At 73.2% G+C, this 20,497-nt stretch carries 18 protein-coding genes; 3 read left to right on the plus strand and 15 right to left on the minus strand.

The annotated features are described in order from the left end of the window. Positions 1 to 1,156 precede the first annotated feature (1,156 nt). The 13 genes from tyrS to CFP66_RS39640 form a co-directional block, all read right to left on the minus strand. Positions 1,157 to 2,428: a tyrosine--tRNA ligase gene (tyrS, locus tag CFP66_RS39580; RefSeq protein WP_094930512.1), complete on the minus strand. Its 1,272-nt coding sequence runs from the start codon at positions 2,426 to 2,428 to the stop codon at positions 1,157 to 1,159. Between the two features lie 47 nt (positions 2,429 to 2,475). Then, positions 2,476 to 3,474, minus strand: coding sequence for an iron-siderophore ABC transporter substrate-binding protein (locus CFP66_RS39585; RefSeq protein WP_094930513.1), 999 nt, complete (start codon positions 3,472 to 3,474; stop codon positions 2,476 to 2,478). A gap of 19 nt (positions 3,475 to 3,493) precedes the next feature. Then, positions 3,494 to 4,129, minus strand: a complete 636-nt coding sequence (locus CFP66_RS39590) for a DNA-3-methyladenine glycosylase (protein WP_094930514.1) — start codon at positions 4,127 to 4,129, stop codon at positions 3,494 to 3,496. Beyond that, positions 4,126 to 5,412, minus strand: a complete 1,287-nt coding sequence (locus CFP66_RS39595; RefSeq protein WP_094930515.1) for an aminotransferase class I/II-fold pyridoxal phosphate-dependent enzyme — start codon at positions 5,410 to 5,412, stop codon at positions 4,126 to 4,128. Before CFP66_RS39595 ends, CFP66_RS39590 begins: the two co-directional genes overlap by 4 nt. Further along, a complete protein-coding gene (argH, locus tag CFP66_RS39600; RefSeq protein WP_094930516.1) occupies positions 5,409 to 6,830 on the minus strand; it encodes an argininosuccinate lyase in 1,422 nt (473 codons plus the stop codon). The genes CFP66_RS39595 and argH overlap by 4 nt, the downstream gene beginning before the upstream one ends. Beyond that, positions 6,830 to 8,260 (minus strand): argininosuccinate synthase, encoded by a 1,431-nt coding sequence (argG, locus tag CFP66_RS39605; RefSeq protein ID WP_094930517.1) that lies wholly within the window; start codon positions 8,258 to 8,260, stop codon positions 6,830 to 6,832. The genes argH and argG overlap by 1 nt, the downstream gene beginning before the upstream one ends. Positions 8,261 to 8,325: 65 nt before the next feature. Further along, a complete protein-coding gene (locus CFP66_RS39610; RefSeq protein WP_094930518.1) occupies positions 8,326 to 8,772 on the minus strand; it encodes an arginine repressor in 447 nt (148 codons plus the stop codon). Continuing rightward, positions 8,769 to 9,692 carry an ornithine carbamoyltransferase gene (argF, locus tag CFP66_RS39615; RefSeq protein WP_094930613.1) on the minus strand — a complete coding sequence of 308 codons (924 nt, stop codon included), beginning with the start codon at positions 9,690 to 9,692 and terminating at the stop codon, positions 8,769 to 8,771. Before argF ends, CFP66_RS39610 begins: the two co-directional genes overlap by 4 nt. After that, the gene (locus CFP66_RS39620; RefSeq protein WP_094930519.1) at positions 9,685 to 10,869 is read right to left on the minus strand and encodes an acetylornithine transaminase; all 1,185 of its coding nucleotides are present in this window, start codon (positions 10,867 to 10,869) and stop codon (positions 9,685 to 9,687) included. The genes argF and CFP66_RS39620 overlap by 8 nt, the downstream gene beginning before the upstream one ends. Beyond that, the gene (gene argB / locus CFP66_RS39625; protein WP_198961999.1) at positions 10,866 to 11,756 is read right to left on the minus strand and encodes an acetylglutamate kinase; all 891 of its coding nucleotides are present in this window, start codon (positions 11,754 to 11,756) and stop codon (positions 10,866 to 10,868) included. Before argB ends, CFP66_RS39620 begins: the two co-directional genes overlap by 4 nt. A 4-nt stretch (positions 11,757 to 11,760) precedes the next feature. Continuing rightward, complete coding sequence (gene argJ / locus CFP66_RS39630) at positions 11,761 to 12,921, minus strand: bifunctional glutamate N-acetyltransferase/amino-acid acetyltransferase ArgJ (RefSeq protein WP_094930521.1); 1,161 nt, start codon at positions 12,919 to 12,921, stop codon at positions 11,761 to 11,763. Next, entirely contained in the window at positions 12,918 to 13,937 is a 1,020-nt protein-coding gene (argC, locus tag CFP66_RS39635) for an N-acetyl-gamma-glutamyl-phosphate reductase (RefSeq protein WP_094930522.1), read from the minus strand. Before argC ends, argJ begins: the two co-directional genes overlap by 4 nt. Positions 13,938 to 14,108: 171 nt before the next feature. Continuing rightward, a complete protein-coding gene (locus tag CFP66_RS39640; RefSeq protein ID WP_094930523.1) occupies positions 14,109 to 14,669 on the minus strand; it encodes a DinB family protein in 561 nt (186 codons plus the stop codon). 91 nt (positions 14,670 to 14,760) lie between these two features. On the opposite strand from CFP66_RS39640, the gene CFP66_RS39645 reads away from it, so the two are divergent. Beyond that, a complete protein-coding gene (locus CFP66_RS39645) occupies positions 14,761 to 15,732 on the plus strand; it encodes a YafY family protein (RefSeq protein WP_094930524.1) in 972 nt (323 codons plus the stop codon). 12 nt (positions 15,733 to 15,744) lie between these two features. Here the strand turns inward: CFP66_RS39645 and CFP66_RS39650 are convergent, their stop codons facing one another. Then, positions 15,745 to 16,137, minus strand: coding sequence for a hypothetical protein (locus CFP66_RS39650; RefSeq protein ID WP_094930525.1), 393 nt, complete (start codon positions 16,135 to 16,137; stop codon positions 15,745 to 15,747). A gap of 120 nt (positions 16,138 to 16,257) precedes the next feature. Here CFP66_RS39650 and CFP66_RS39655 point away from each other — a divergent pair, with 120 nt between their 5' ends. Both CFP66_RS39655 and CFP66_RS39660 read left to right on the plus strand, forming a co-directional pair. Continuing rightward, complete coding sequence (locus tag CFP66_RS39655) at positions 16,258 to 16,941, plus strand: DNA alkylation repair protein (RefSeq protein ID WP_369805267.1); 684 nt, start codon at positions 16,258 to 16,260, stop codon at positions 16,939 to 16,941. 268 nt (positions 16,942 to 17,209) lie between these two features. Beyond that, positions 17,210 to 17,794 (plus strand): hypothetical protein, encoded by a 585-nt coding sequence (locus CFP66_RS39660; protein WP_094930526.1) that lies wholly within the window; start codon positions 17,210 to 17,212, stop codon positions 17,792 to 17,794. A 200-nt stretch (positions 17,795 to 17,994) separates the two neighbouring features. Here CFP66_RS39660 and pheT read toward each other — a convergent pair whose 3' ends face one another. Beyond that, positions 17,995 to 20,487 carry a phenylalanine--tRNA ligase subunit beta gene (gene pheT, locus CFP66_RS39665; protein WP_094930527.1) on the minus strand — a complete coding sequence of 831 codons (2,493 nt, stop codon included), beginning with the start codon at positions 20,485 to 20,487 and terminating at the stop codon, positions 17,995 to 17,997. Between the last annotated feature and the right edge of the window lie 10 nt (positions 20,488 to 20,497).

Raw genomic sequence — 20,497 nt, forward strand, 5'->3', positions numbered from 1 at the left:
CTAACAAAACCCGTGACACAATCACAGGTTAAAACAAACTGGCACAAAACCAATTCATGATAAAGCTCGACACACTGTTGAGTTCTCAAGAGACACCCGCACACCATGACGATCCTCGCGGACCGGGCCGGGGCAACTTTCCTAGCGTACATGGTCCTGGTCGCGGAGTCAAGCTCCGCCAGGCCCACTCCCTCAGGCTAGCACTGTGCAGTGCGGGCCTTCCGGGGCGGTCACCGTGCTGGAGGCTGACTCTGGGCCGAAGATCCCGTCCCGGTCTGTCTTGCTGCCTCCGTGGCGACGAGGAGAAAGTTACACACCCCCGTCGGAGGAGGTCAAACCGGGGGGTCACTTGCCACCGTTCGGCCAGGTCAGGGCCAGTTTCAGGGCTGAGAGCCGCACATGCGCCCGTCCCTCCCCGAGCTCCGCCGACGAACCTGGGGAGAGGCCGACCGCCCAGTGCCGGCGACGGCGACGGCGACGAGTACGCGAGCGTGACGGCCGACCTGCCACCAGATCAGCGAGATCGGTACATGAGCCGCCCCCTGAGGCTGTTGCCAGATCGGTCAGACCCGCGCCGCGGACGCTGCGTCGATCACGGGCACATGGTGGCCAGTCGATCTTCGGCGACGACCATCCGCCCGTGATCGACGCTGCCGGTCGGGACGCGGCGCACGGTGATCGAACTGATCAGTACCTGGGTGCGGACGCTGCGACAGTGCCGTACTTCTCGGGTTGATCACCGCCTGGTGATCAACCCGAGCAGCGCGTGGGTGCTGTCGCGGCGACGTCAGGTACCTTTCGCAACGATCACCAACCGGCGGCCGCCCGGTCCGATCCGGCAACACCGGCTCCCCTTGCAGCCCATGTCCGTCTCCCGGCGATCACCCGGTTCATGCCGGCCGCTCCCGGCGGAGACTGCGGCCTGCTCGGCGGCGGTCCCGGTTGGCCGACACGGGATGCAGGAGCTGCCCAGGTGCACCGGGAGGCACGCGGCCATGATCTCTTCGAGCACTACGTGGTGGTCGTGCTCGCCGCGCTGAGGTACGACTCGCGAGCGCTGATCGTTGCGATCCGCACGGGAGGGTTGTCGGCGAGGCCACCAGGTGCGGCTCGTGGCGATCACGCGCCGGCCGCAGCCTCGCAGGGACGTCGCGCGTCAGTTCGCCCGCACACCTGCGAGGTTGCGCTTGCCACGGCGCACCACGGCCCAGCGGCCCGCGAGGAGGTCGTCCTCACCGAGCGCCCAGCCCTCGTCCGCGACCTTCGCGTTGTTCACGTACGCACCGCCTTCGCCGACCGTGCGCCGGGCCGCCCCGCGGCTCTCCACCAGGCCGGTGGCGAGCAGGAGGTCGACGATCGTGGGCCGCTCCCCGAGCTGGACGTCGGCGTGCGGGACCTCGGCAAGTGCCGCGTCGAGCGTGCCGGCGTCCAGCTCGCGCAGCTCCCCGCGGCCGAACAACGCCGCACTCGCGGCGACCACCTGCTGCGTGTGCCGTTCGCCGTGCACCAGGGTGGTGAGCTCCTCGGCCAGCCGGCGTTGTGCCGCGCGGGCCTGCGGCCGTTCGGCGACGGCCCGCGCCAGCTCGTCGATCTCCTCGCGGGGCAGGAACGTGAACAGCCGCAGGTACCGGACGACGTCGGCGTCGGCCACGTTGACGAAGTACTGGTACCACGCGTACGGCGAGGTCATGTCGGGGTCGAGCCACACGCTGCCGCCGCCGGTCGACTTCCCGATCTTGCGACCCTCGTTGTCGGTGACCAGCGGGGTGGTCAGCGCGTGCACCGCCTTGCCCTCGACCTTGCGGATCAGGTCCACGCCACCGACGATGTTGCCCCACTGGTCGGACCCGCCCAGCTGCAGCCGGCAGCCGTGCTCGCGGTACAGGTGCAGGTAGTCCTGGCTCTGCAGCAGCAGGTAGCTGAACTCGGTGTAGGACATGCCCTCGCCGTCGAGCCGGCGCTTGACCGTCTCGCGGTTGAGCATGACGTTGATCGAGAAGTGCTTGCCGACGTCGCGCAGGAACTCGAGGGTGGTCTGCCCCCCGGTCCAGTCCAGGTTGTTGACGACGAGCCCACCGGTGGGCGAGTCGTCGAAGTCGACGAACCGCTCCAGCTGACCTCGGATGCGCGAGGCCCAGTCGCGCACCGTCTCGGTGCTGTTCAGCGACCGCTCCCCCGCCTCACGGGGGTCACCGATCATCCCGGTGGCTCCACCGGCCAGGACGATCGGGCGCACACCGGCCTGCTGGAACCGTCGCAATGTGATCAACTGCATCAGGTTGCCGGCGTGCAGGCTCGGCGCTGTCGGGTCGAAGCCCGCATACATCGAGAGGACGCCCTCGCCGAGTTCGCGCCGCAGCGCGTCGAGGTCGGTGCTCTGCGCGATCAGGCCGCGCCACTCCAGCTCGTCGAGGATGTCGGTTCCCACACCGAGGATCCTCCCCCACGACGGCCAGCCGTTTTCAGGCGCCCGGTTCAGGCTCCCAGCGCCCCCGCGAACTGGGCGGGCAACTCGTCGAGCAGCGCGGGCAGGCTCAGCACGCTGCTGAACGACAGCGCGACGCCCTGCTCCTGCGAGAGGTTGACCACGCGACCCTCCTGACCCACGCGCAGGGCCGGGTAGCCGGGCTGGGCCTCGAGCGACGCGTTGTCGTTGCCCGGGATCTCCAGCCAGCCGACCACGTCGTTCTCGTCGAGCAGCCCGAGCCGCTCGCTGCTGATGTCGGCGTAGAAGTTGTCGCCGGCGAGCTGGTCGAACGTCTCGGGCACCGTGAAGCCCAGCGACGTCAGGAAGCGGCCCCGGTTGTCCTCCGACGTCCAGACGAAGAATCCGGCGTTGGTGGAGCTCGCCGCGGCGATGGCGGCAGTGCGGCCCGCAAACTGCGGGTACTGCGCGCTCACCGCGGCGAACCGCCCCTCGAGGTCGGCCACCAGCCGGTCGGCCTCGCCCGAGCGGCCCAGGGCGGTGCCGACCATGCGCGTCGTGTCCTGCCACGCGGTCTGGTACGGGTCGGCCCCGGGCGGCTGGCTGATCGTCGGCGCGATGCGGGAGAACAGGTCGTACTCCTCACGGGACAGGCCCGCCGACACCGCGACGATCAGGTCCGGCTGCAGCGCCGCGACGGCCTCGGGGCTGATCGATTCGCCTGCCAGCACCTGGGGCTGCTGACCCTGCAGCCGGTCGCTCGCCCAGGGCCACGTGGCCGACGGCCGGTTGCCGGTGAACTCGCGGATGGCGACCGGCACGACGCCGAGGGCCAGGATCGCGTCCTGGTCGGTGTAGCCCAGCGACACCACGCGTTGCGGCGCTCGCGGCACCTCCGTGGAACCGTAGGAGTGCTCGACGGTGACCGGGAACGCTCCGCCGCCCTCGGCGGGCGGGGCCGCCCCCTCCGTCGAGCCTCCTCCCCCGCACGCCGTGAGCAGGACTGCGGCGGTGAGGAGGGCCGCGACGGCCCGCACGCGTGCGATCACGGACGAAGGCTAGGCTTCCCTACTTCGCCCGTCCAGAGCGGGTGCCCGGCGCGCCACGACCGGGCCGGTACGGGCTCACCGCCGCCGACCCGTCGACCCAGAACCGCCAGGACAGCTCGTGCGCGGCCGCCACCCCGACCCGCGGACCTGTGCGCACGAGCGCCGGGGCCACCGGCGGCGCGTCGAGCACCCGCACCGGGGACGCGGGATCGGTGACGTCCACCCCGTTGTGCTCACGGCCCAGGCCGAGCAGCGACGCGAGCCGGGCCGGGCCGCGGGCGAGATCGTCGTCACGGCGGGCGGTCGGGCGCCGGACCCGGGCCACCCCGAGGTCGGACACCACCTCGCCGGCCCGCAGCAGCACGGCTCCCGCCTCGCCGTCGTCCAGCGCGGTGACGTTCGCGCAGAAGTGCATGCCGTAGACGAAGTAGACGTACAGGTGCCCGGCCGGGCCGAACATCACCGCGTTGCGCGGGGTGCGCCCGCGGTAGCTGTGCGAGGCCGGGTCGTCCCGGCCCCGGTAGGCCTCCACCTCCACGAGGCGGACGGCCACCGGGCCCTCGGGCACGTCCGCGACGACCGTGCAGCCGAGCAGCCGCACGGCCGCTTCGGTGACGTCGACGGCCAACTCCTCCCGCGGGAGGAGATCCGTCACTGCTGCTGCGCCGATGCGCGCTCCGCGTTCGCTTCGCGCTGGACCGGCGAGCGCTGGGCCAGCGCCAGCCGCACGCAGACCGCCACGCCCTCCATCGCCTTGCGCACCTCGGGCAGCGGCGGGAACGTCGGCGCGAGCCGGATCGTGCGGTCCTGCGGGTCCTCGCCGTAGGGGTGGGTGGCCCCGGCCGGGGTGAGCGCCAGGCCCGCCTCCTTCGCGAGCCGGACGATCTCGGTGGCGGTGCCGTCCGGCACGGTCAGGGTGACGAAGTACCCGCCCTTCGGCGCCGACCACTCGACCCCGGGGGTGTCGGCGAACTCGCGCGTGAGGATCTCGTCGACGGCCGCGAACTTCGGCGCGATGATCTCGCGGTGCTTGCGCATGTGCGCACGCAGGCCGTCGGCGTCGCGCAGGAACCGCACGTGACGCAGGTGGTTGGTCTTGTCCGGGCCGATGGTGCGCTTGCCGGTGAGGGCCAGCCACCAGTTGACGTTCGCCGTGGACGAGCCGAGGAACGCCACACCCGCGCCGGCGAGTGTGATCTTCGACGTCGAGCCGAACACGAACGCGCGGTCCGGGTGCCCGGCCTCCGCGCACAGCGCGAGCACGTCGGCGATCTCCACCTCGTCCTCGGTGAGGTGGTGCACCGCGTAGGCGTTGTCCCACATGATCCGAAACTCCGGTGCGGCGGCCGGGGTGGCCGCGAGCCGGCGCACGGTCTCGTCGGAGTAGACCGCGCCGTCGGGGTTGGAGTACTTCGGCACGCACCAGATGCCCTTGACGGCGGGGTCGAGCACCAGCTCGTCGACGACGTCCATGTCGGGGCCGTCCGGCGTCATCGGCACCGGCACCAGCTCGATCCCGAGCCGCTCGCACACCCCGAAGTGGCGGTCGTAGCCGGGCACCGGGGCGAGGAAGACCACGCGCTCCTCGTCGGCCCAGCGCTTCTCGGTACCGGGCAGCGGGGACAGCAGGGCGTGCACGAGCGTGTCGTGCATCAGCTCGAGGCTCGAGTTGCCGAACGCGATCAGCTGCGCGGCCGGCACCTGCAGGAACGGCGCCACGAGCTCGCGCAGCTCGGCGAGCCCCGCCAGGCCCTGGTAGTTGCGCGTGTCCGTGCCGTCCGCGGCGCGGAAGTCCTCGGACCCGGGCAGGCCGAGCATCGCGTTGGCGAGGTCGAGCTGCTGCGCCGACGGCTTGCCCCGGGTGAGGTCGAGCCGCATGCCCTGGCCCTTGAGCTCCTCGTAGGCAGCGCGGGCATCGTCCAGCACCGGCGTGGTCATCTCGCTCCTCCTGTTGCGTTCAGTGCCTCCCGGGCGGCGGTGACAACCGCACGCAGCTCGTCGAGCTGCTCGGCGACCCGCTCACCCGCGGTGCCGCCCCGCGCGTTCCGGGACGCGATGGAGCCTGCCACGGTGAGCACCTCGCGCACGTCCGGGGTCAGGGCGGGGTGGACGGTGGCCAGCTCGGCGTCGGTCAGGTCGGCCAGTCCGACGCCCTTGGCCTCGGCCGCCCGGACGCAGCCGCCCGCGGCCTCGTGCGCCACCCGGAACGGCACGCCCTGGCGCACCAGCCACTCGGCGACGTCGGTGGCCAGCGTGAAACCGGCCGGCGCGAGCTCGGCGAGCCGGTCGGTGTGGAAGGTGAGCGTGGCCACCATCCCGGCGACGGCGGGCAGCAACAGCTCCAGCTGCTCGACGGAGTCGAACAGCGGTTCCTTGTCCTCCTGCAGGTCGCGGTTGTACGCGAGCGGGAGGCCCTTCAACGTGGCGAGCAGACCCGTCAGGTTGCCGATCAGCCGGCCCGCCTTGCCGCGCGCCAGCTCCGCGACGTCCGGGTTCTTCTTCTGCGGCATGATCGAGCTGCCGGTGGAGTACGCGTCGTCGAGGGTGACGTAGGAGAACTCCGCCGTCGCCCAGACGATCACCTCCTCGGCGATCCGGGACAGGTCCACCGCGACCATCGCCAGCACGAACGCGGCCTCGGCGGCGAAGTCGCGCGACGCCGTGCCGTCGATCGAGTTGGCCGACGACGAGTCGAACCCCAGCTCGGCCGCGACGGCCTCGGGGTCGAGCCCGAGCGACGAGCCTGCGAGCGCCCCCGAGCCGTACGGCGAGACCGCGGCGCGCCGGTCCCAGTCGCGCAACCGGTCGACGTCGCGGACGAGCGCGTGCGCGTGCGCGGCGAGGTGGTGCGACAGCAGGACGGGCTGCGCGTGCTGGAGGTGGGTGCGACCGGGCATGGGCACGTCCGGGTGCGCACCCGCCTGCGCGACGAGGGCGTCGACGACGTCCAGCACGCCCGCGCCGACCCGGCGGGCCGCATCGCGCAGCCACATCCGGAACAGCGTGGCGACCTGGTCGTTGCGCGAGCGCCCGGCGCGCAGCTTGCCGCCCAGCTCCGGGCCGGCCCGCTCGATGAGGCCGCGCTCCAGGGCGGAGTGCACGTCCTCGTCGTGCTCCGCCGGTGCGAACGCGCCGGACGAGACGTCGGCGGCGAGCTTCGCCAGCGCGTCGAGCATCCCGGTGAGCTCGTCGTCGGTGAGCAGTCCCGCGCCGGCGAGCACGCGGGCGTGCGCCATCGAGGCCCGCAGGTCGTACGGGGCGAGGCGCCAGTCGAACTGCGTGGACTTCGACAGCGCCGCCAGCGCGTCGGCCGGGCCGGAGGCGAACCGGCCACCCCACAGCTGGGATCCGGACATCAGTCGGTACCCGCTTCCAGCGCGGCGTCGTCGAGGGACTTCTCCGAGTCGCGCTCACCGGACTCGTCGGCCGCGATCCGGTCGAAGCCGCCCGCGGGCAGTTCGCCGAAGAGCGTGCCGTGCTCGACGAGCACCGTGCCCTGCTCGTGCGGCTGCCCGGCGTAGGTCTCGAGCTTCGCGCGGGAGTCGGCGATGTCGAGGTTGCGCATCGTGAGCTGGCCGATCCGGTCCATGGGCCCGAACGCGGCGTTCTCGACGCGCTCCATCGACAGCCGGTCCGGGTGGTAGGAGAAGCCGGACCCGTCGGTGTCGAGGATCGTGTAGTCGTCACCGCGGCGCAGGCGCAGCGTCACGGTGCCGGTCACGAGCGAGGCGATCCAGCGCTGGATCGACTCGCGCACCATCAGCGCCTGCGGGTCGAGCCAGCGCCCCTCGTAGAGCAGCCGGCCGAGCTTGCGACCCTCGTTGTGGTAGTTGGCCACGGTGTCCTCGTTGTGGATCGCGTTGAGCAGCCGCTCGTAGGCGGCGAAGAGCAACGCCATCCCGGGTGCCTCGTAGATGCCGCGCGACTTGGCCTCGATGATCCGGTTCTCGATCTGGTCGGACATGCCCAGCCCGTGGCGTCCGCCGATGGCGTTGGCCTCCCACACGAGGGCGACCTGGTCGGCGAACCGCCTGCCGTTGATCGCCACCGGGTACCCGGCCTCGAAGGTGACCGCGACGTCCTCGGTCTCGATCTCGACCGACGGATCCCAGAACTTCACACCCATGATCGGCTCGATGGTCTCGAGGGAGACGTCGAGGTGTTCCAGCGTCTTGGCCTCGTGGGTGGCGCCCCAGATGTTGGCGTCGGTGGAGTACGCCTTCTCGGCGGAGTCCCGGTAGGGCAGCCCGTGGGCGGTGAGCCACCTGCTCATCTCGTCGCGCCCGCCCAGCTCCTGGACGAAGTCGGCGTCGAGCCACGGCTTGTAGATGCGCAGCTCGGGGTTGGCCAGCAGGCCGTAGCGGTAGAACCGCTCGATGTCGTTGCCCTTGAAGGTCGAGCCGTCGCCCCAGATGTTCACGTCGTCGGCCTGCATCGAGCGCACCAGCAGCGTGCCGGTGACGGCGCGGCCCAGCGGTGTGGTGTTGAAGTACGTCCGGCCCCCGGACCGGATGTGGAAGGCGCCGCACGCCAGCGCCGCGAGGCCCTCCTGCACCAGCTGCGGCCTGATGTCGACCACACGGGCGATCTCGGCGCCGTACTGCTTCGCGCGTGCGGGCACCCCGGAGGTGTCCAGCTCGTCGTACTGGCCCAGGTCAGCGGTGTACGTGCAGGGGATCCCGCCCTTGTCGCGCATCCAGGCGACCGCCACCGAGGTGTCGAGGCCGCCGGAGAAGGCGATGCCGATGCGCTCACCCTTGGGGAGGGAGGTCAGGACCTTGCTCACGAGGGGGTTGCTCCTTCAGTCTCGAGCCCGGCCGGGCGGGTCGGTCGCGCAGGCGCGCGACGGGTTCACAGTTCGCGTAGGCGGTTGACGAGCCCGGCGCCGGTGAGCGGCTCGCGGGCGACCACCATCAGGGTGTCGTCGCCGGCGATGGTGCCGACGACGTCGTGCAGGGCGGCGCGGTCCAGCGCGCTCGCCAGGTAGTGCGCTGCGCCGGGCGGCGTGCGCAGCACCGCCAGGTTCCCACTCGCGTCCGCGGACACCAGCAGGTCCCCCAGCAACCGGGCGAGCCGGGCGGTGCCACCCTCGACGCCGCGCACCGGGCTGCCGTCGTCCGGGATCACGTACGCACCGCGGGCCTTGAGCGCGCCCAGCTCGTCGAGGTCGCGCGACAGGGTGGCCTGCGTGGTGCCGATCCCCTCGGCCTCCAGCAGCCCGAGCAGTTCGGTCTGGCTGTGCACGGCCCGGTCCCGGATCAGCTCGCTGATCCGGGCCTGCCGGGCCGCGCGGGTCATCGGCTGCGCAGCAACCACGCGAGCAACGCCTTCTGCGCGTGCAGCCGGTTCTCCGCCTCGTCCCAGACGGCGCTGGCCGGGCCGTCGAGGACCTCGTCGGTGATCTCGTCACCGCGGTGGGCGGGCAGGCAGTGCAGCACGATCGCACCCTCGGCCGCGCGCTCGAGCAGACCCGAGTTGATCTGCAGCGGGCGGAACGGCGCCGTGCGGTCGAGCCCGTCGGCCTCCTGGCCCATCGACACCCAGGTGTCGGTGACGAGGACGTCCGCGCCCTCGGCCGCGGCGCGCGGGTCGGCGACCAGCTCCACGCCGCCGCTCGTGTCCGATGCCCGGTTCTTCGCGTCCCGCAGCACCCCGGCGTCGGGTTGGAACCCCTCCGGCGCGCAGACCCGGACGTGCATCCCGGCCGTGGCGCCACCGAGCAGCAGCGAGTGCGCCATGTTGTTGGCGCCGTCCCCGAGGTAGGTCAGCGTGAGCCCGGCGAGGCGCCCGAAGCGCTCGCGGACGGTCTGCAGGTCGGCGAGCACCTGGCAGGGGTGGAACTGGTCGGTGAGCGCGTTGACGACGGGCACGGTGGCCGCGGCGGCCATCTCCTCGATCCGCGACTGGCCGCCGGTGCGCCAGACGATCGCGTCGACGTAGCGGGAGAGCATCCGCGCGGTGTCACCGATCGTCTCGCCCCGGCCCATCTGGCTCGACCGCGCGTCGACGATCAGCGGGTGCCCGCCCAGCTGCGCGATCCCGGCCTCGAACGACAGCCGGGTGCGGGTGGAGGGCTTGTCGAACAGCACGGCGACCGGGCGCGGGCCCTCCAAGGAGCGGTGGGCGTACCGGTCGGCCTTCATCGCGTCGGCGAGGTCGAGCACCTCGGCCTGCTCGGCGGGGGTGAGGTCGTCGTCGCGGAGGAGGTGCCTAGCCATCTGCTGCATCGCCGTTCGCATCGTCCAGGAATCTCGGGAAGGCCGCGAGGAACTCGGCGGCCTGGGCGTCGGTGAGCACGAGCGGCGGGACCAGCCGGGCGCGGTCGGGCACGGCGTTGTTCACGAGGAACCCGCCGGCCCGCGCGGCGGCGGCCACGGCCGTCGACACCGGCTTGCGCAGCCCGATGCCGATGAGCAGGCCGGCGCCGCTGACGCCCGTGACGAGCGGGTGGCCCATCGCCTCGACCGCCGTGGTGATCTCCTTGCCGACCTGCGTGACGTGCTCGAGCAGGCCGTCCTCGGCGATCGTGCGCAGCACGGCCAGCGCGGCGGCCGCGCACACCGGGTTGCCACCGAACGTGGTGCCGTGCTGGCCGGGCTCGAGCAGGCCGCCGGCCGCGCCGAGGCCGATGCAGGCCCCGATCGGCAGGCCGCCCGCGAGGCCCTTGGCCAGCGTGACGACATCGGGCACGACGCCGGCCTGCTGGAACGCGAACCACGAGCCGGTGCGCCCGACGCCGGTCTGCACCTCGTCGAGCACGAGCAGGGCGCCGCGCTCGGCCGTGATCCGCCGGGCCGCGGCCAGGTAACCCTCCGGCGGGTTCACCGCGCCGGCCTCGCCGAGGATCGGCTCCAGGAACACCGCAGCCGTGTCGGCGTCGACGGCCGCCTCCAGCGCGGCGACGTCGCCGTACGGGACGTGCTCGACGCCCGGGGTCATCGGGTAGAAGGGGGTGCGCTTGGGCTCCTGCCCGGTGAGCGCGAGCGCGCCCATCGTGCGGCCGTGGAAGGCGTTCTCGGCGGCGATGATCTTCGACCGGCCGGTGCGGCGGGCCATCTTGAACGCGGCCTCGTTGGCCTCGGCGCCGGAGTTGCAGAACAGCACGCGCCCCGGCTCGTCGATCAGCTCGAGCAGCTTCTCGGCCAGGGCCAGCGGCGGCTCGGTGATGTAGAGGTTGGACGTGTGGCCGAGCGTGGCGATCTGGTGCGTCACCGCCTCGACCACGGCCGGGTGCGCGTGGCCGAGGGAGTTGACCGCGATGCCGCCGACCAGGTCGAGGTAGCGGTTGCCCTCGGCGTCCCAGACCTCGGCGCCGCTGCCGCGCACGAGCGTGAGCGGCGGCGTGCCGTAGTTGTCCATCAGCGCGGCCTGCCACCGTTGCGCCATCCCGGTCATGACGGGACCACCATCGTTCCCACTCCCTCACTGGTGAACACCTCGAGCAGCACCGAGTGCGGCACCCGCCCGTCGATCACGTGGGCCTGCGGCACGCCGCCGCGCACGGCGCGCAGGCAGGCCTCCATCTTCGGCGCCATCCCGCTGGCCAGGCCGGGCAGCATCGGCTCCAACTCCTCGGCGGTGAGCGCACTGATCACCGACTCCGGGTCGGGGTAGTCCGCGAACAGCCCGGCCACGTCGGTGAGCACCACGAGTTTCGCGGCGCCGAGGCTGGCCGCCAGCGCGGCGGCGGCGCTGTCCGCGTTGATGTTGTAGACGGTGCCGTCGACGTCCGGCGCGACGCCCGCGACCACCGGGATCCGGCCGGCCTTCACGATGTCGAGCACGGCGTCGGGGTTGACGTGCACCACGTCGCCGACCAGGCCGATGTCCACGGCCTCCCCGTCGACGAGCGCGGTGCGCTTCTCGGCGGTGAACAGCTGCGCGTCCTCGCCCGAGAGGCCCACGGCGTACGGACCGTGCTGGTTGATCAGCCCGACCAGCTCCCGGCCGACCTGCCCGACGAGCACCATCCGCACGACGTCGATCGTCTCGGGCGTGGTGACGCGCAGGCCGCCGCGGAACTCGCCGGGCAGCCCGAGCCGCTCGAGCATCGCCGAGATCTGCGGCCCGCCGCCGTGCACCACCACGGGGTGGATGCCGGCGAGGCGCAGGAACACCATGTCCTGGGCGAAGGCCTGCTTCAGCTCCTCGTCGACCATCGCGTTGCCGCCGTACTTGACCACGACGATCTGGTCGTGGAAGCGCTGCAGCCAGGGCAGGGCCTCCGCCAATATGCCGGCCTTCTGCCCGGCCCGCTCCAGCCGCGCCTGACTCGGAACCAGTTTCTTAGGAGGAGTAAGCACTGTTCTCCTCCACGTAGGCGTGGGACAGGTCGGTGGTGAGGATCTCCGCGGCGCCGTCCCCGAGCCCGAGCGCGACCTCGACGAGGATGTCGGCGCCCTTCAGGTCGGCGTCGGCCCGGTTCCCGGCCGCCACGCCGCCGCGGCACAGCAGCAGGCCGTTGACAGTGATGTCGAGCCGGTCCGGGTCGAGCGCGGCGTCGGCGTAGCCCGCGGCGGCGGCGATGCGCCCCCAGTTCGGGTCCGAGCCGAAGAGCGCGGTCTTGACCAGGCTGTCGCGGGCGACCGTGCGCGCGACCGTCACGGCGTCGTCCTCGGTGGCCGCGCCGGAGACGCGCACGGTGATCCGCTTGGTGACGCCCTCGGCGTCGGCCTGCATCTGCCGGGCCAGGTCCTGGCACACGGCGGTGACGGCCGCGGTGAACGCGTCGGTGTCGGGCACGACCCCGGACGCCCCGGACGCGAGCAGCAGCACGGTGTCGTTCGTGGACATCGAGCCGTCGATGTCGAGCCGGTCGAAGCTCACGCGGACGCCTGCGCGCAGCGCCGCGTCCAGCACGGGGGCGTCGACCACGGCGTCGGTGGTGACGACCGAGAGCATCGTGGCCATCGACGGCGCGATCATCCCGGCGCCCTTGGTGAGCCCGCCGATCGTCCAGCCGGCCTCGTCGGTGTGCGTCGCCTCCTTGACGACGGTGTCGGTCGTCATCACAGCGGTGGCGGCGGCGCGCCCGGCCGCCGCGTCCGCGCCCAGCCCGGTGTGGGCGGCGCGGACCCCGGCCAGCACGCTCTCGCGGGGCAGCTGCGACCCGATCAGCCCGGTGGAGCAGACGGCCACCTCGACTGCGCCGCACCCGAGCAGCTCGGCGGCGGTCTCCGCGGTGGCGTGGGCGGTCTGGAAGCCCTCCGGTCCGGTGCAGGCGTTGGCGTTGCCGGCGTTGAGCACGACCGCCCGCACTCGCCCGGTGGTGAGCACCTGCTCCGACCACAGCACGGGCGCGGCCTTGACCTTGTTGCGGGTGAAGACGCCCGCCGCCGTGTGCTGGGGGCCGTCGTTGACGACGAGGGCGAGGTCGGGGCCGTCGCCCGAGCGGATGCCCGCGACCACGCCGGACGCCCGGAAACCCTGCGGGGAGACGACGCTCACGGGGCCACCCCCGTGACCGGGAGGCCCGCGGTCTCGGGCAGGCCCAGCGCAAGGTTCATGCACTGGACGGCAGCGCCCGCGGTGCCCTTGGTCAGGTTGTCGATGGCGGCGACCACGACGAGCCTGCCGGCGTCGGCGTCCACGACCACCTGCAGCGCGACGGTGTTGGCGCCCAACGTCGAGGCGGTCGTGGGCCAGCTGCCCTCGGGCAGCAGGTGCACGAACGGCTCGTCGGCGTAGGCCTTCGCGTAGACCTCGGTCGCCTCGCCCGTGGACGCGGTGGTGCGGGCCGAGCAGGTGGCGAGGATGCCGCGCGGCAGCGGCGCGAGCACCGGGGTGAAGCTCACGCTCACGGACCTGCCCGCCGCGGCGGACAGGTTCTGCACCATCTCGGGCGTGTGCCGGTGCACCCCTCCCACGCCGTACGCCGAGAGCGAGCCCATCACCTCCGCCCCGAGGAGGTGCGGCTTGAGCGACTTGCCGGCCCCGGACGTGCCGGTGACGGCCGTGACGACGACCTCGGGGTCGACGATCCCGGCGGCCAGCGCGGGCGCCAGCGCGAGGCTGACCGCGGTGGGGTAGCAGCCCGGGACCGCGACGCGGCGCGCCCCGCGCAACGCCTCCCGCGCCCCGGGGAGCTCGGGCAGGCCGTACGGCCAGCTCCCGGCGTGGTCGCCGCCGTACCAGCGGGCCCATGCGGCCGGCTCCGCGAGCCGGTGGTCGGCGCCGCAGTCGACGACGAGCGTGTCGTCACCCAGCTGCGCCGCCAGCTCCGCGGACCTGCCGTGGGGCAGCGCGAGGAAGACGACGTCGTGCCCGGCGAGGGTCTCCGCCGTCGTCTCCTCGAGCACCCGGTCGGCCAGCGGGAGCAGGTGAGGCTGGTGGACCCCCAGCCGCGTGCCCGCGCTCCCGCCCGCTGTGAGGGCTCCGATCTCCACGTCCGGGTGCGCGAGCAGGATCCGGAGGAGTTCTCCTCCGGCGTACCCGCTCGCTCCCGCCACCGCTACCCGCGCCATGCGTATGACTATGCACGCCTACGCAAACTGATGCAAACCCGTTCGGTCACACACGACCGGGCGCCGAGATGATCGCGGCAACGGGCGGGCCCCGGCCTTGATCACGAAGTCGGCGCGAAAACGGGTGGAATCCGCCCGGGAACGCGCCGAAGTTGTGATCATGACGGCCGGTTAGCCCATCGTCTTCTGGCCGTCCAGGGCCTCGCGGAGGATGTCGGCGTGCCCGGAGTGCTGGGCGGTCTCGGCGACGATGTGCATGAACACGCGTCGGGCCGAGCGGCGAGCGCCCTTCTCGAACCACGGGGCCTCGGGCAGCGGGTGCGAGAGATCCAGGTCGACGGTGGCGACGAGCTCGTCGGTGCGCCGGGCGACCTCGTCGTAGCGCGCGAGCACGCCCTCGAGCGTCTCGTCCGGGAGCAGCCGGAAGCCCGCCGTGAACTGCTCGATCATCTCCGGGGTCGGCTCGCCGTTCCAGTCGGTGCCGCCCATCGCCGCCGGCCCGTCGACGATGAAGGCGACCCACCCCTGTTCGGTCTCGGCGACGTGCTTGATCAGCCCGCCCAGGCTCAGCTCGCTCACCGTGGTGCGCTCCCGGGCCTGCTCGTCGGTGAGGCCCTGCACGGTGTGGCGCAGGAACCCGCGCTGCGCGGCCAGGGTCTCCAGCAGGTCGGCGCGCTCTCCGGTCACGGCTGTGGTCACGGAGGCCTCCTGGCCGGTGGTCGTGCTGGTCATCGGTGTTCCGCCTCTCCCTCGGTGGCTGCTGAGGGCAACTCTAGGACCATCAAGTGTCACTTTCTGACCTCAATACGGCGAGAATCAGCTCATGGCCAACACGAGCTCCCGGATGCTGCGGCTGCTGTCCTTGCTGCAGACCCATCGCTACTGGCCGGGGACCGACCTGGCCGAGCGCCTGGAGGTGTCCGTGCGGACCCTGCGGCGCGACATCGACCGGCTCCGCGAGCTCGGCTACCCCGTGGAGGCCAACCGCGGTGTCGACGGGGGCTACCAGCTCGCCGCGGGCGCCGCGCTCCCGCCGCTCGTGCTCGACGACGAGGAGGCGGTCGCCCTCGCCGTGGGACTGCAGGCCGCGGCCCAGGGCGGGGTGGCCGGTATCGCCGAGTCGTCCGTACGTGCGCTCGCCAAGGTGGTGCAGGTGATGCCGCCCCGGCTACGGCGCCGCGTGGACGCGCTGCGGGCGATGACGGTGCCCGCCGGTTGGGGCAGCGCCTCCGCCGACGTGGACCCGGGTGTCCTGACCGTGCTCGCGCAGGCGTGCCGCGACACCGAGCGGGTGCGGTTCGCCTACACGTCCGCCGCGGGCGAGAGCTCCTCCCGCGACGTGGAGCCCCTGCGGCTGGTGTCGCTGGGGAGGCGCTGGTACCTCGTGGCCTACGACCTCACCCGCCACGACTGGCGAAGCTTCCGCCTCGACCGGCTCGACGCACCGGAACGCACCGGCGCGCGGTTCCGCCCGCGCGAGCTGCCCGCGGAGGACGCCGCCGCGTTCGTGCGGGCCGGGATCGACCGCAACCCGGCGTGGTGGGCCGTGGAGGTGCGGGTGGCTGCCCCGGCGGACGTCGTGCGGGCGGCGGCCGGCCGGTGGGGTACGACCGAGGACGACGGCGACGGCCGCTCCGTGCTGCGGATGCGGGCCGACACGCTGGACTGGCCCGCGATGCTGCTCGGCACGATCGGAGCGGACTTCGAGGTCGTCTCGCCTCCGGAGCTCCTCGACCACGTGCAGGCCTGGGCGCGGACGTTCGACCGGGCCACCGGACCGATCGGCCGCCCCTGAACCGGGTGCCGCTCACGCGTCGACCCCGAGGGAGCGGACCACCAGCTCGTCGAGCCTCCGTTCGAGGACCGAATCGACCGGCCAGGCCACCGCCATCGCGGCCAGGTCGACGGCTTCGGACATCGCGCACTCGTCGCACGGGTTCCAGCCCTCCTGCTGTTCGCTGGACTGGATCGCCAGTGCGTAGTCCGCGAGCGTGAGCCCCACCTCGGCAACCCGCGCCGTGGTGGTGGAGCGGTGCGAGTTGAGCCCGCCGAAACCCCGCCCGCACCCGCAGCCGCCGTCGGGATCGCCGCGATCGCGCGGGCACACCTCCACGATCCGGACCAGCTCACCCTCGATGCACCAGTGGTAGTCGCTGCCCCGCTCCCCCTGGGTCTGCGCCGTGGCCACGAACACCTTCATCCCTGACTCCCCTCGTCAGAACCGTCGCCAGGAGTGTGACCGGCACCACCGACAACCCGGTGGGGTCACGGCGCCTCCGTGCACCGGCCGCGGGGCTCGCGCCGCCGGTAGCGTGCCGGCGTGCACCCGATCGTCGAGTGGCTCCGGGCGGACCTCGCCACACACGCCGACCCCACGGCCGCGGACGGGATGCAGCGCTACATGAAGTCGGCCATGCCGTTCCGCGGCGTCGCCAAGCCCGGCCGGGAACGCCTGCTGCGCGCCGCCCTGACCGCGCACCCGCTGCCCGATGCCGCGGCTCTCGACGCCACCGCCCGCGAGCTGTGGGACGGCGCGCGGTTCCGCGAGGAGCGCTACCTCGCCCTCTCCCTCACCGGTCACCGCCGGCACGTGCGGTGGCTCGACCCGTCGTGGGTGCCGCTGCTGCGGCACTGGATCGTCACGGGCGGCTGGTGGGACTTCACCGACGAGATCGCGAGCCGGCGCATCGGTCCCCTGCTGCGCGCGGACCCGGCCGCGCTGCGCCCGGTCCTGCAGGCCTGGAGCACCGACGAGGACCGGTGGCTGCGCCGCACCGCCGTCATCTGCCAGCTCACCTCCGGCCCGGCCACCGACACCGCCCTGCTCACCGAGGCGATCGAGGCCAACCTCCACGACCCGGACTTCTTCCTCCGCAAGGGCATCGGCTGGGCACTGCGCCAGCACACCCGCACCGACCCCGCCTGGGTGCGGGCGTTCGTCGCCGCCCACCCCGACCTCTCCCCGCTCTCCCGGCGGGAGGCGCTGCGCCACCTCGACCGATGATCGTTCCGAGTTCGACCCATCCGCCCTCCGAAGGGCGCTGACGCCGACCTCGCAACGATCACGCGCCCCCACGGCGCGACTCGCACGCACCCACGCCGCGACTCGCATACATTCAGACCCCGACTCGCGGGGGTGACGGCCCGGCCCCGCTCGCGAGTCGCGCTGTGGGTCTCCGCGAGTCGCGCTGTGCGTGTGTGCGAGTCGCGGGAGGCAGGGGAATCCTGCGGAACGGGCCCACGGCGCGGGGTCGCCCGGTTACCGTCGCCGCGTGCAGCGGGGCTGGTGGGTGCGGGTGGCGGTCGCGTGCGCCATGGCTGCCCTGCTGCTCGTCGCCACCGGTTGCACCACCGTCGTCCCCGGCTCGGCCACGGCGGCGCCCGCGCCCGGGTCGTCGGTTCCCGGCGCGCCCGGGGCGCCCGCAGCCCCGCCCGATGCGCGCAGCGGGCTCGACGCCGACGTGCTGCCGAACGAATGCCTGCTCAACGCGGCGGAGTTCGGCGACCTCGTGGGTCTCGCCGTCCAGCCTCCGGAGCAGGGCACGATCGAGCGGGAGGACGGGTCGGTCAGTGCGAGCTGCGTGGCCACCGCGGGCTCGGAACCCGTCGCGATGCTCAACGTCTACGCCGTGCGCTCGGGAACCCCGGCCGACTACGTGCGCGCGGGCGGTGACGCGGGACGCCGCGAGCTGCCGGAGGTCGGCGACGCCGCGGTCGTCATCGACACGGCCACCGGGCCCACGCTGCAGCTCGCGAGCCCGGAGTACCTGCTCACGATCCTCGTGTCGGGCGGCACCCCGTCCGACGACGCGTGGCGCACGGCGGCCCGGGCCGCGCTGTCCCGGTTGCCCGGATAGCCGACGCCGTGCTCACGCCCCCAGTTCCGCTGATGCGCCCGACCGTGCTGTGCCGCTCCCGGGACGGTGGCCACCAACTTTCCCGGGTCACGCAGCAGCCGGTCCGGCCGTCCCCGACACGGGCCCACAGGAGATTCCATGACCATATGGACGTGAGGGGGATATCACCCGGCCGGCCGCCGAGCGGCACACCACCGTCGTCAGGCGCGCAGGGTCGCCGCGTAGCGCTCCGCCGCCACGGCCACGGCGGCATCGCGGCCCGCATTGGCCTCTTCGTTGGTGAGGGTGCGGTCAGGGGCGCGGAAGCGGAGGGTGAAGGCCAGCGATCGGCGCCCCTCCCCCACCTGCTCGCCCGCGTACACGTCGAACAGGCGGACGTCCTCCAGCAGCGCGCCGCCCCCGTCCTGCAGGGCGTCGGCGAGCTCGGCCACCGGCACCGCGGTGTCGGCGACGAGCGCGACGTCGACCGCGATCGGCGGGTACGCCGACACCCGCGGCGCGGGCCGTCCGTCGGCGAGCGGGATCGCGTCGAGGTCCAGCTCCATCGCGCAGGTGCGCTCCGGCAGGCCCAGCGCCTCCACGACCTTGGGGTGCAGCTCGCCTGCGTGCCCCACGATCCAGTCCCCGACGCGCAACGCGGCGCAGCGGCCGGGGTGGAAGGGCGGCAGCGCGGCGGCGGAGACCCGCAGCTCGGCTCCGGCGGACTGCGCGGCGAGCCGGGCGGCCTGCACGGCGTCGGCCCACCCTGCCGGACGGCCCGGGCCCCACCAGCCGCGCGGCTCGCGCTCGCCGGCGAGCACCACGGCGACGTGCACCGGCTGGGCCGGCAGCGCGGCCTCGATCTGCGCCAGCTCGGCGTCGTCGGGACGACCCGCGACGTCGGGGTCGGGCATCGGCACCGGGTTCGCGTGCGGGAGCACCACCTGGCCGATGTGGAACAGGGCCAGGTCGGCCGAACCGCGGGAGCGGTTGCGCACGAGGGTGTCCAGCACACCCGGCAGCAGCGTGGTGGCGAGCTCGGCGCGCTCGGCGTCGAGCGGGTTGAGCACGTGCACGGTGTGGCGGCGCACGTCCTCGGCGGGCAGCCCGAACGCGTCCCAGACGCTCCGGTCGACGAACGGGAACGGCAGCACCTCGACGTACCCGGCCTCGGCGAGCGCACGCGAGACGGCCCGGCGTCGCGTCTGGACCGGCGTCAGACCGCGCCCGGCCGGAGCGGTGGGCAGCACCGACGGGATCGCGTCGTAGCCCTCCAGGCGCAGCACCTCTTCCACGAGGTCGGCGGCCTGGGCCAGGTCCGGGCGCCAGGACGGCGGAACGGCGACGACCTGGGCGCGCCCGTCGTCACCGGTGACGATGTCGACGGCGCAGCCGATCTGTTCGAGGCGGCGCACGGTGGCCCCGCGCGGGTAGCCGAGCCCGGCGACCTCGTCGGGCAGGTCCAGCGGCATCCGCACCGGCGCGGACCGCGGCGCGGCGCCCGCGTCGGTGCGCCCGGCGGCGAGGGTGCCGCCGCCGTGCTCGACGAGCAGTTGCGCCGCGCGTTCCGCGGCGACCGGTGGCAGCTGCGGATCGACGACCCGCTCGAACCGCCTCGACGCCTCCGAGGGCAGCTTGTGCCGGCGGGCGGCGCGGGCGATGACCGCCTGGTCGAAGTGCGCGGCCTCGATCAGGACGTCGATGCGCCCTTCGGTGTCGGTGCCGATCTCCGTGGACGCCCCGCCCATCACCCCGGCGAGGCCGATGGGGCCGGAGTCGTCGGTGATCAGCAGGTCGTCCGGGTCGAGCCGGCGCTCGACGTCGTCCAGCGTCACGACGGTCTCGCCGGCCGTGGCGCGCCGGACGACGATGGGGCCCGAGACACGGCCTGCGTCGTAGGCGTGCAGCGGCTGGCCGAGCTCGAGCATCACGTAGTTGGTGACGTCGACGATCAGCGAGATCGGGCGCATCCCGGCGGCCAGCAGCCTGCGCTGCATCCACCACGGCGCCGGGGCGGCGGGGTCGACGCCGTCGACGCGGCGGGCGACGAACCGCGCGCAGCCCGGATCGGGCAGCGTGACGGGCCACGCATCGCCCTCGGCGGCCGGCACGTCCACGCGCGTGGCGGGATCGGTGAAGTCCGTGTCCAGGGCGCAGGCCAGCTCGCGGGCGAGACCGCGCACCGAGAAGCAGTACCCGCGGTCGGGGGTGATGGCGAGCTCGACCACGGGATCGTCGAGGCCGAGCAGCGGCATGGCGTCCTCACCGGGCTCCCCCGCGCCGGCGGGCAGCACGAGGATCCCCGCGTGGTCGGACCCCAGTCCCAGCTCCTTCGCCGAGGCGATCATGCCGTCGGAGACGTGCCCGTAGGTCTTGCGCGAGGAGATCGGGAACGGGCCGGGCAGCACCGCGCCGGGCAGCGCGACGACGACGAGGTCGCCCGCGGCGAAGTTCGACGCGCCGCAGATGATGCCGCGCACCTTCTCGCCGCCGTCGACACCGACATCGACCTGGCACCAGCGGATGGGCTTCTTCAGCCCCTCCAGGACCTCGAACTCCAGCACCCGGCCGACGACGACCGGGCCGGTGAGCGTGGCAGGCCGGTGGACGTCCTCGATCTCCAGCCCGACGCGGACGAACGCCTCGGCGGTGTCGTCGGCCGGTGGGGTGGCCTCGCCGATGTGCTCGGCGAGCCAGGACAGCGGAACACGCACTCTTTCGCCC

Source organism: Pseudonocardia sp. MH-G8 (genome assembly GCF_002262885.1).
Classification (GTDB): Bacteria; Actinomycetota; Actinomycetes; order Mycobacteriales; family Pseudonocardiaceae; genus Pseudonocardia.

Bases quoted from the DNA above. Each gene is read 5' to 3' on its own strand.
- CFP66_RS39595 (WP_094930515.1), bottom strand. From the start codon at position 5,412: ATGACCACGCCGGTGCTGGACGATGCCCGCGCTGCCTACGAGGAGCTC.
- argH (WP_094930516.1), bottom strand. From the start codon at position 6,830: ATGTCCGGATCCCAGCTGTGGGGTGGCCGGTTCGCCTCCGGCCCGGCC.
- CFP66_RS39610 (WP_094930518.1), bottom strand. From the start codon at position 8,772: ATGACCCGCGCGGCCCGGCAGGCCCGGATCAGCGAGCTGATCCGGGAC.
- argF (WP_094930613.1), bottom strand. From the start codon at position 9,692: ATGGCTAGGCACCTCCTCCGCGACGACGACCTCACCCCCGCCGAGCAG.
- CFP66_RS39620 (WP_094930519.1), bottom strand. From the start codon at position 10,869: ATGACCGGGATGGCGCAACGGTGGCAGGCCGCGCTGATGGACAACTAC.
- argC (WP_094930522.1), bottom strand. From the start codon at position 13,937: ATGGCGCGGGTAGCGGTGGCGGGAGCGAGCGGGTACGCCGGAGGAGAA.
- CFP66_RS39640 (WP_094930523.1), bottom strand. From the start codon at position 14,669: ATGACCAGCACGACCACCGGCCAGGAGGCCTCCGTGACCACAGCCGTG.
- CFP66_RS39645 (WP_094930524.1), top strand. From the start codon at position 14,761: ATGGCCAACACGAGCTCCCGGATGCTGCGGCTGCTGTCCTTGCTGCAG.
- CFP66_RS39650 (WP_094930525.1), bottom strand. From the start codon at position 16,137: ATGAAGGTGTTCGTGGCCACGGCGCAGACCCAGGGGGAGCGGGGCAGC.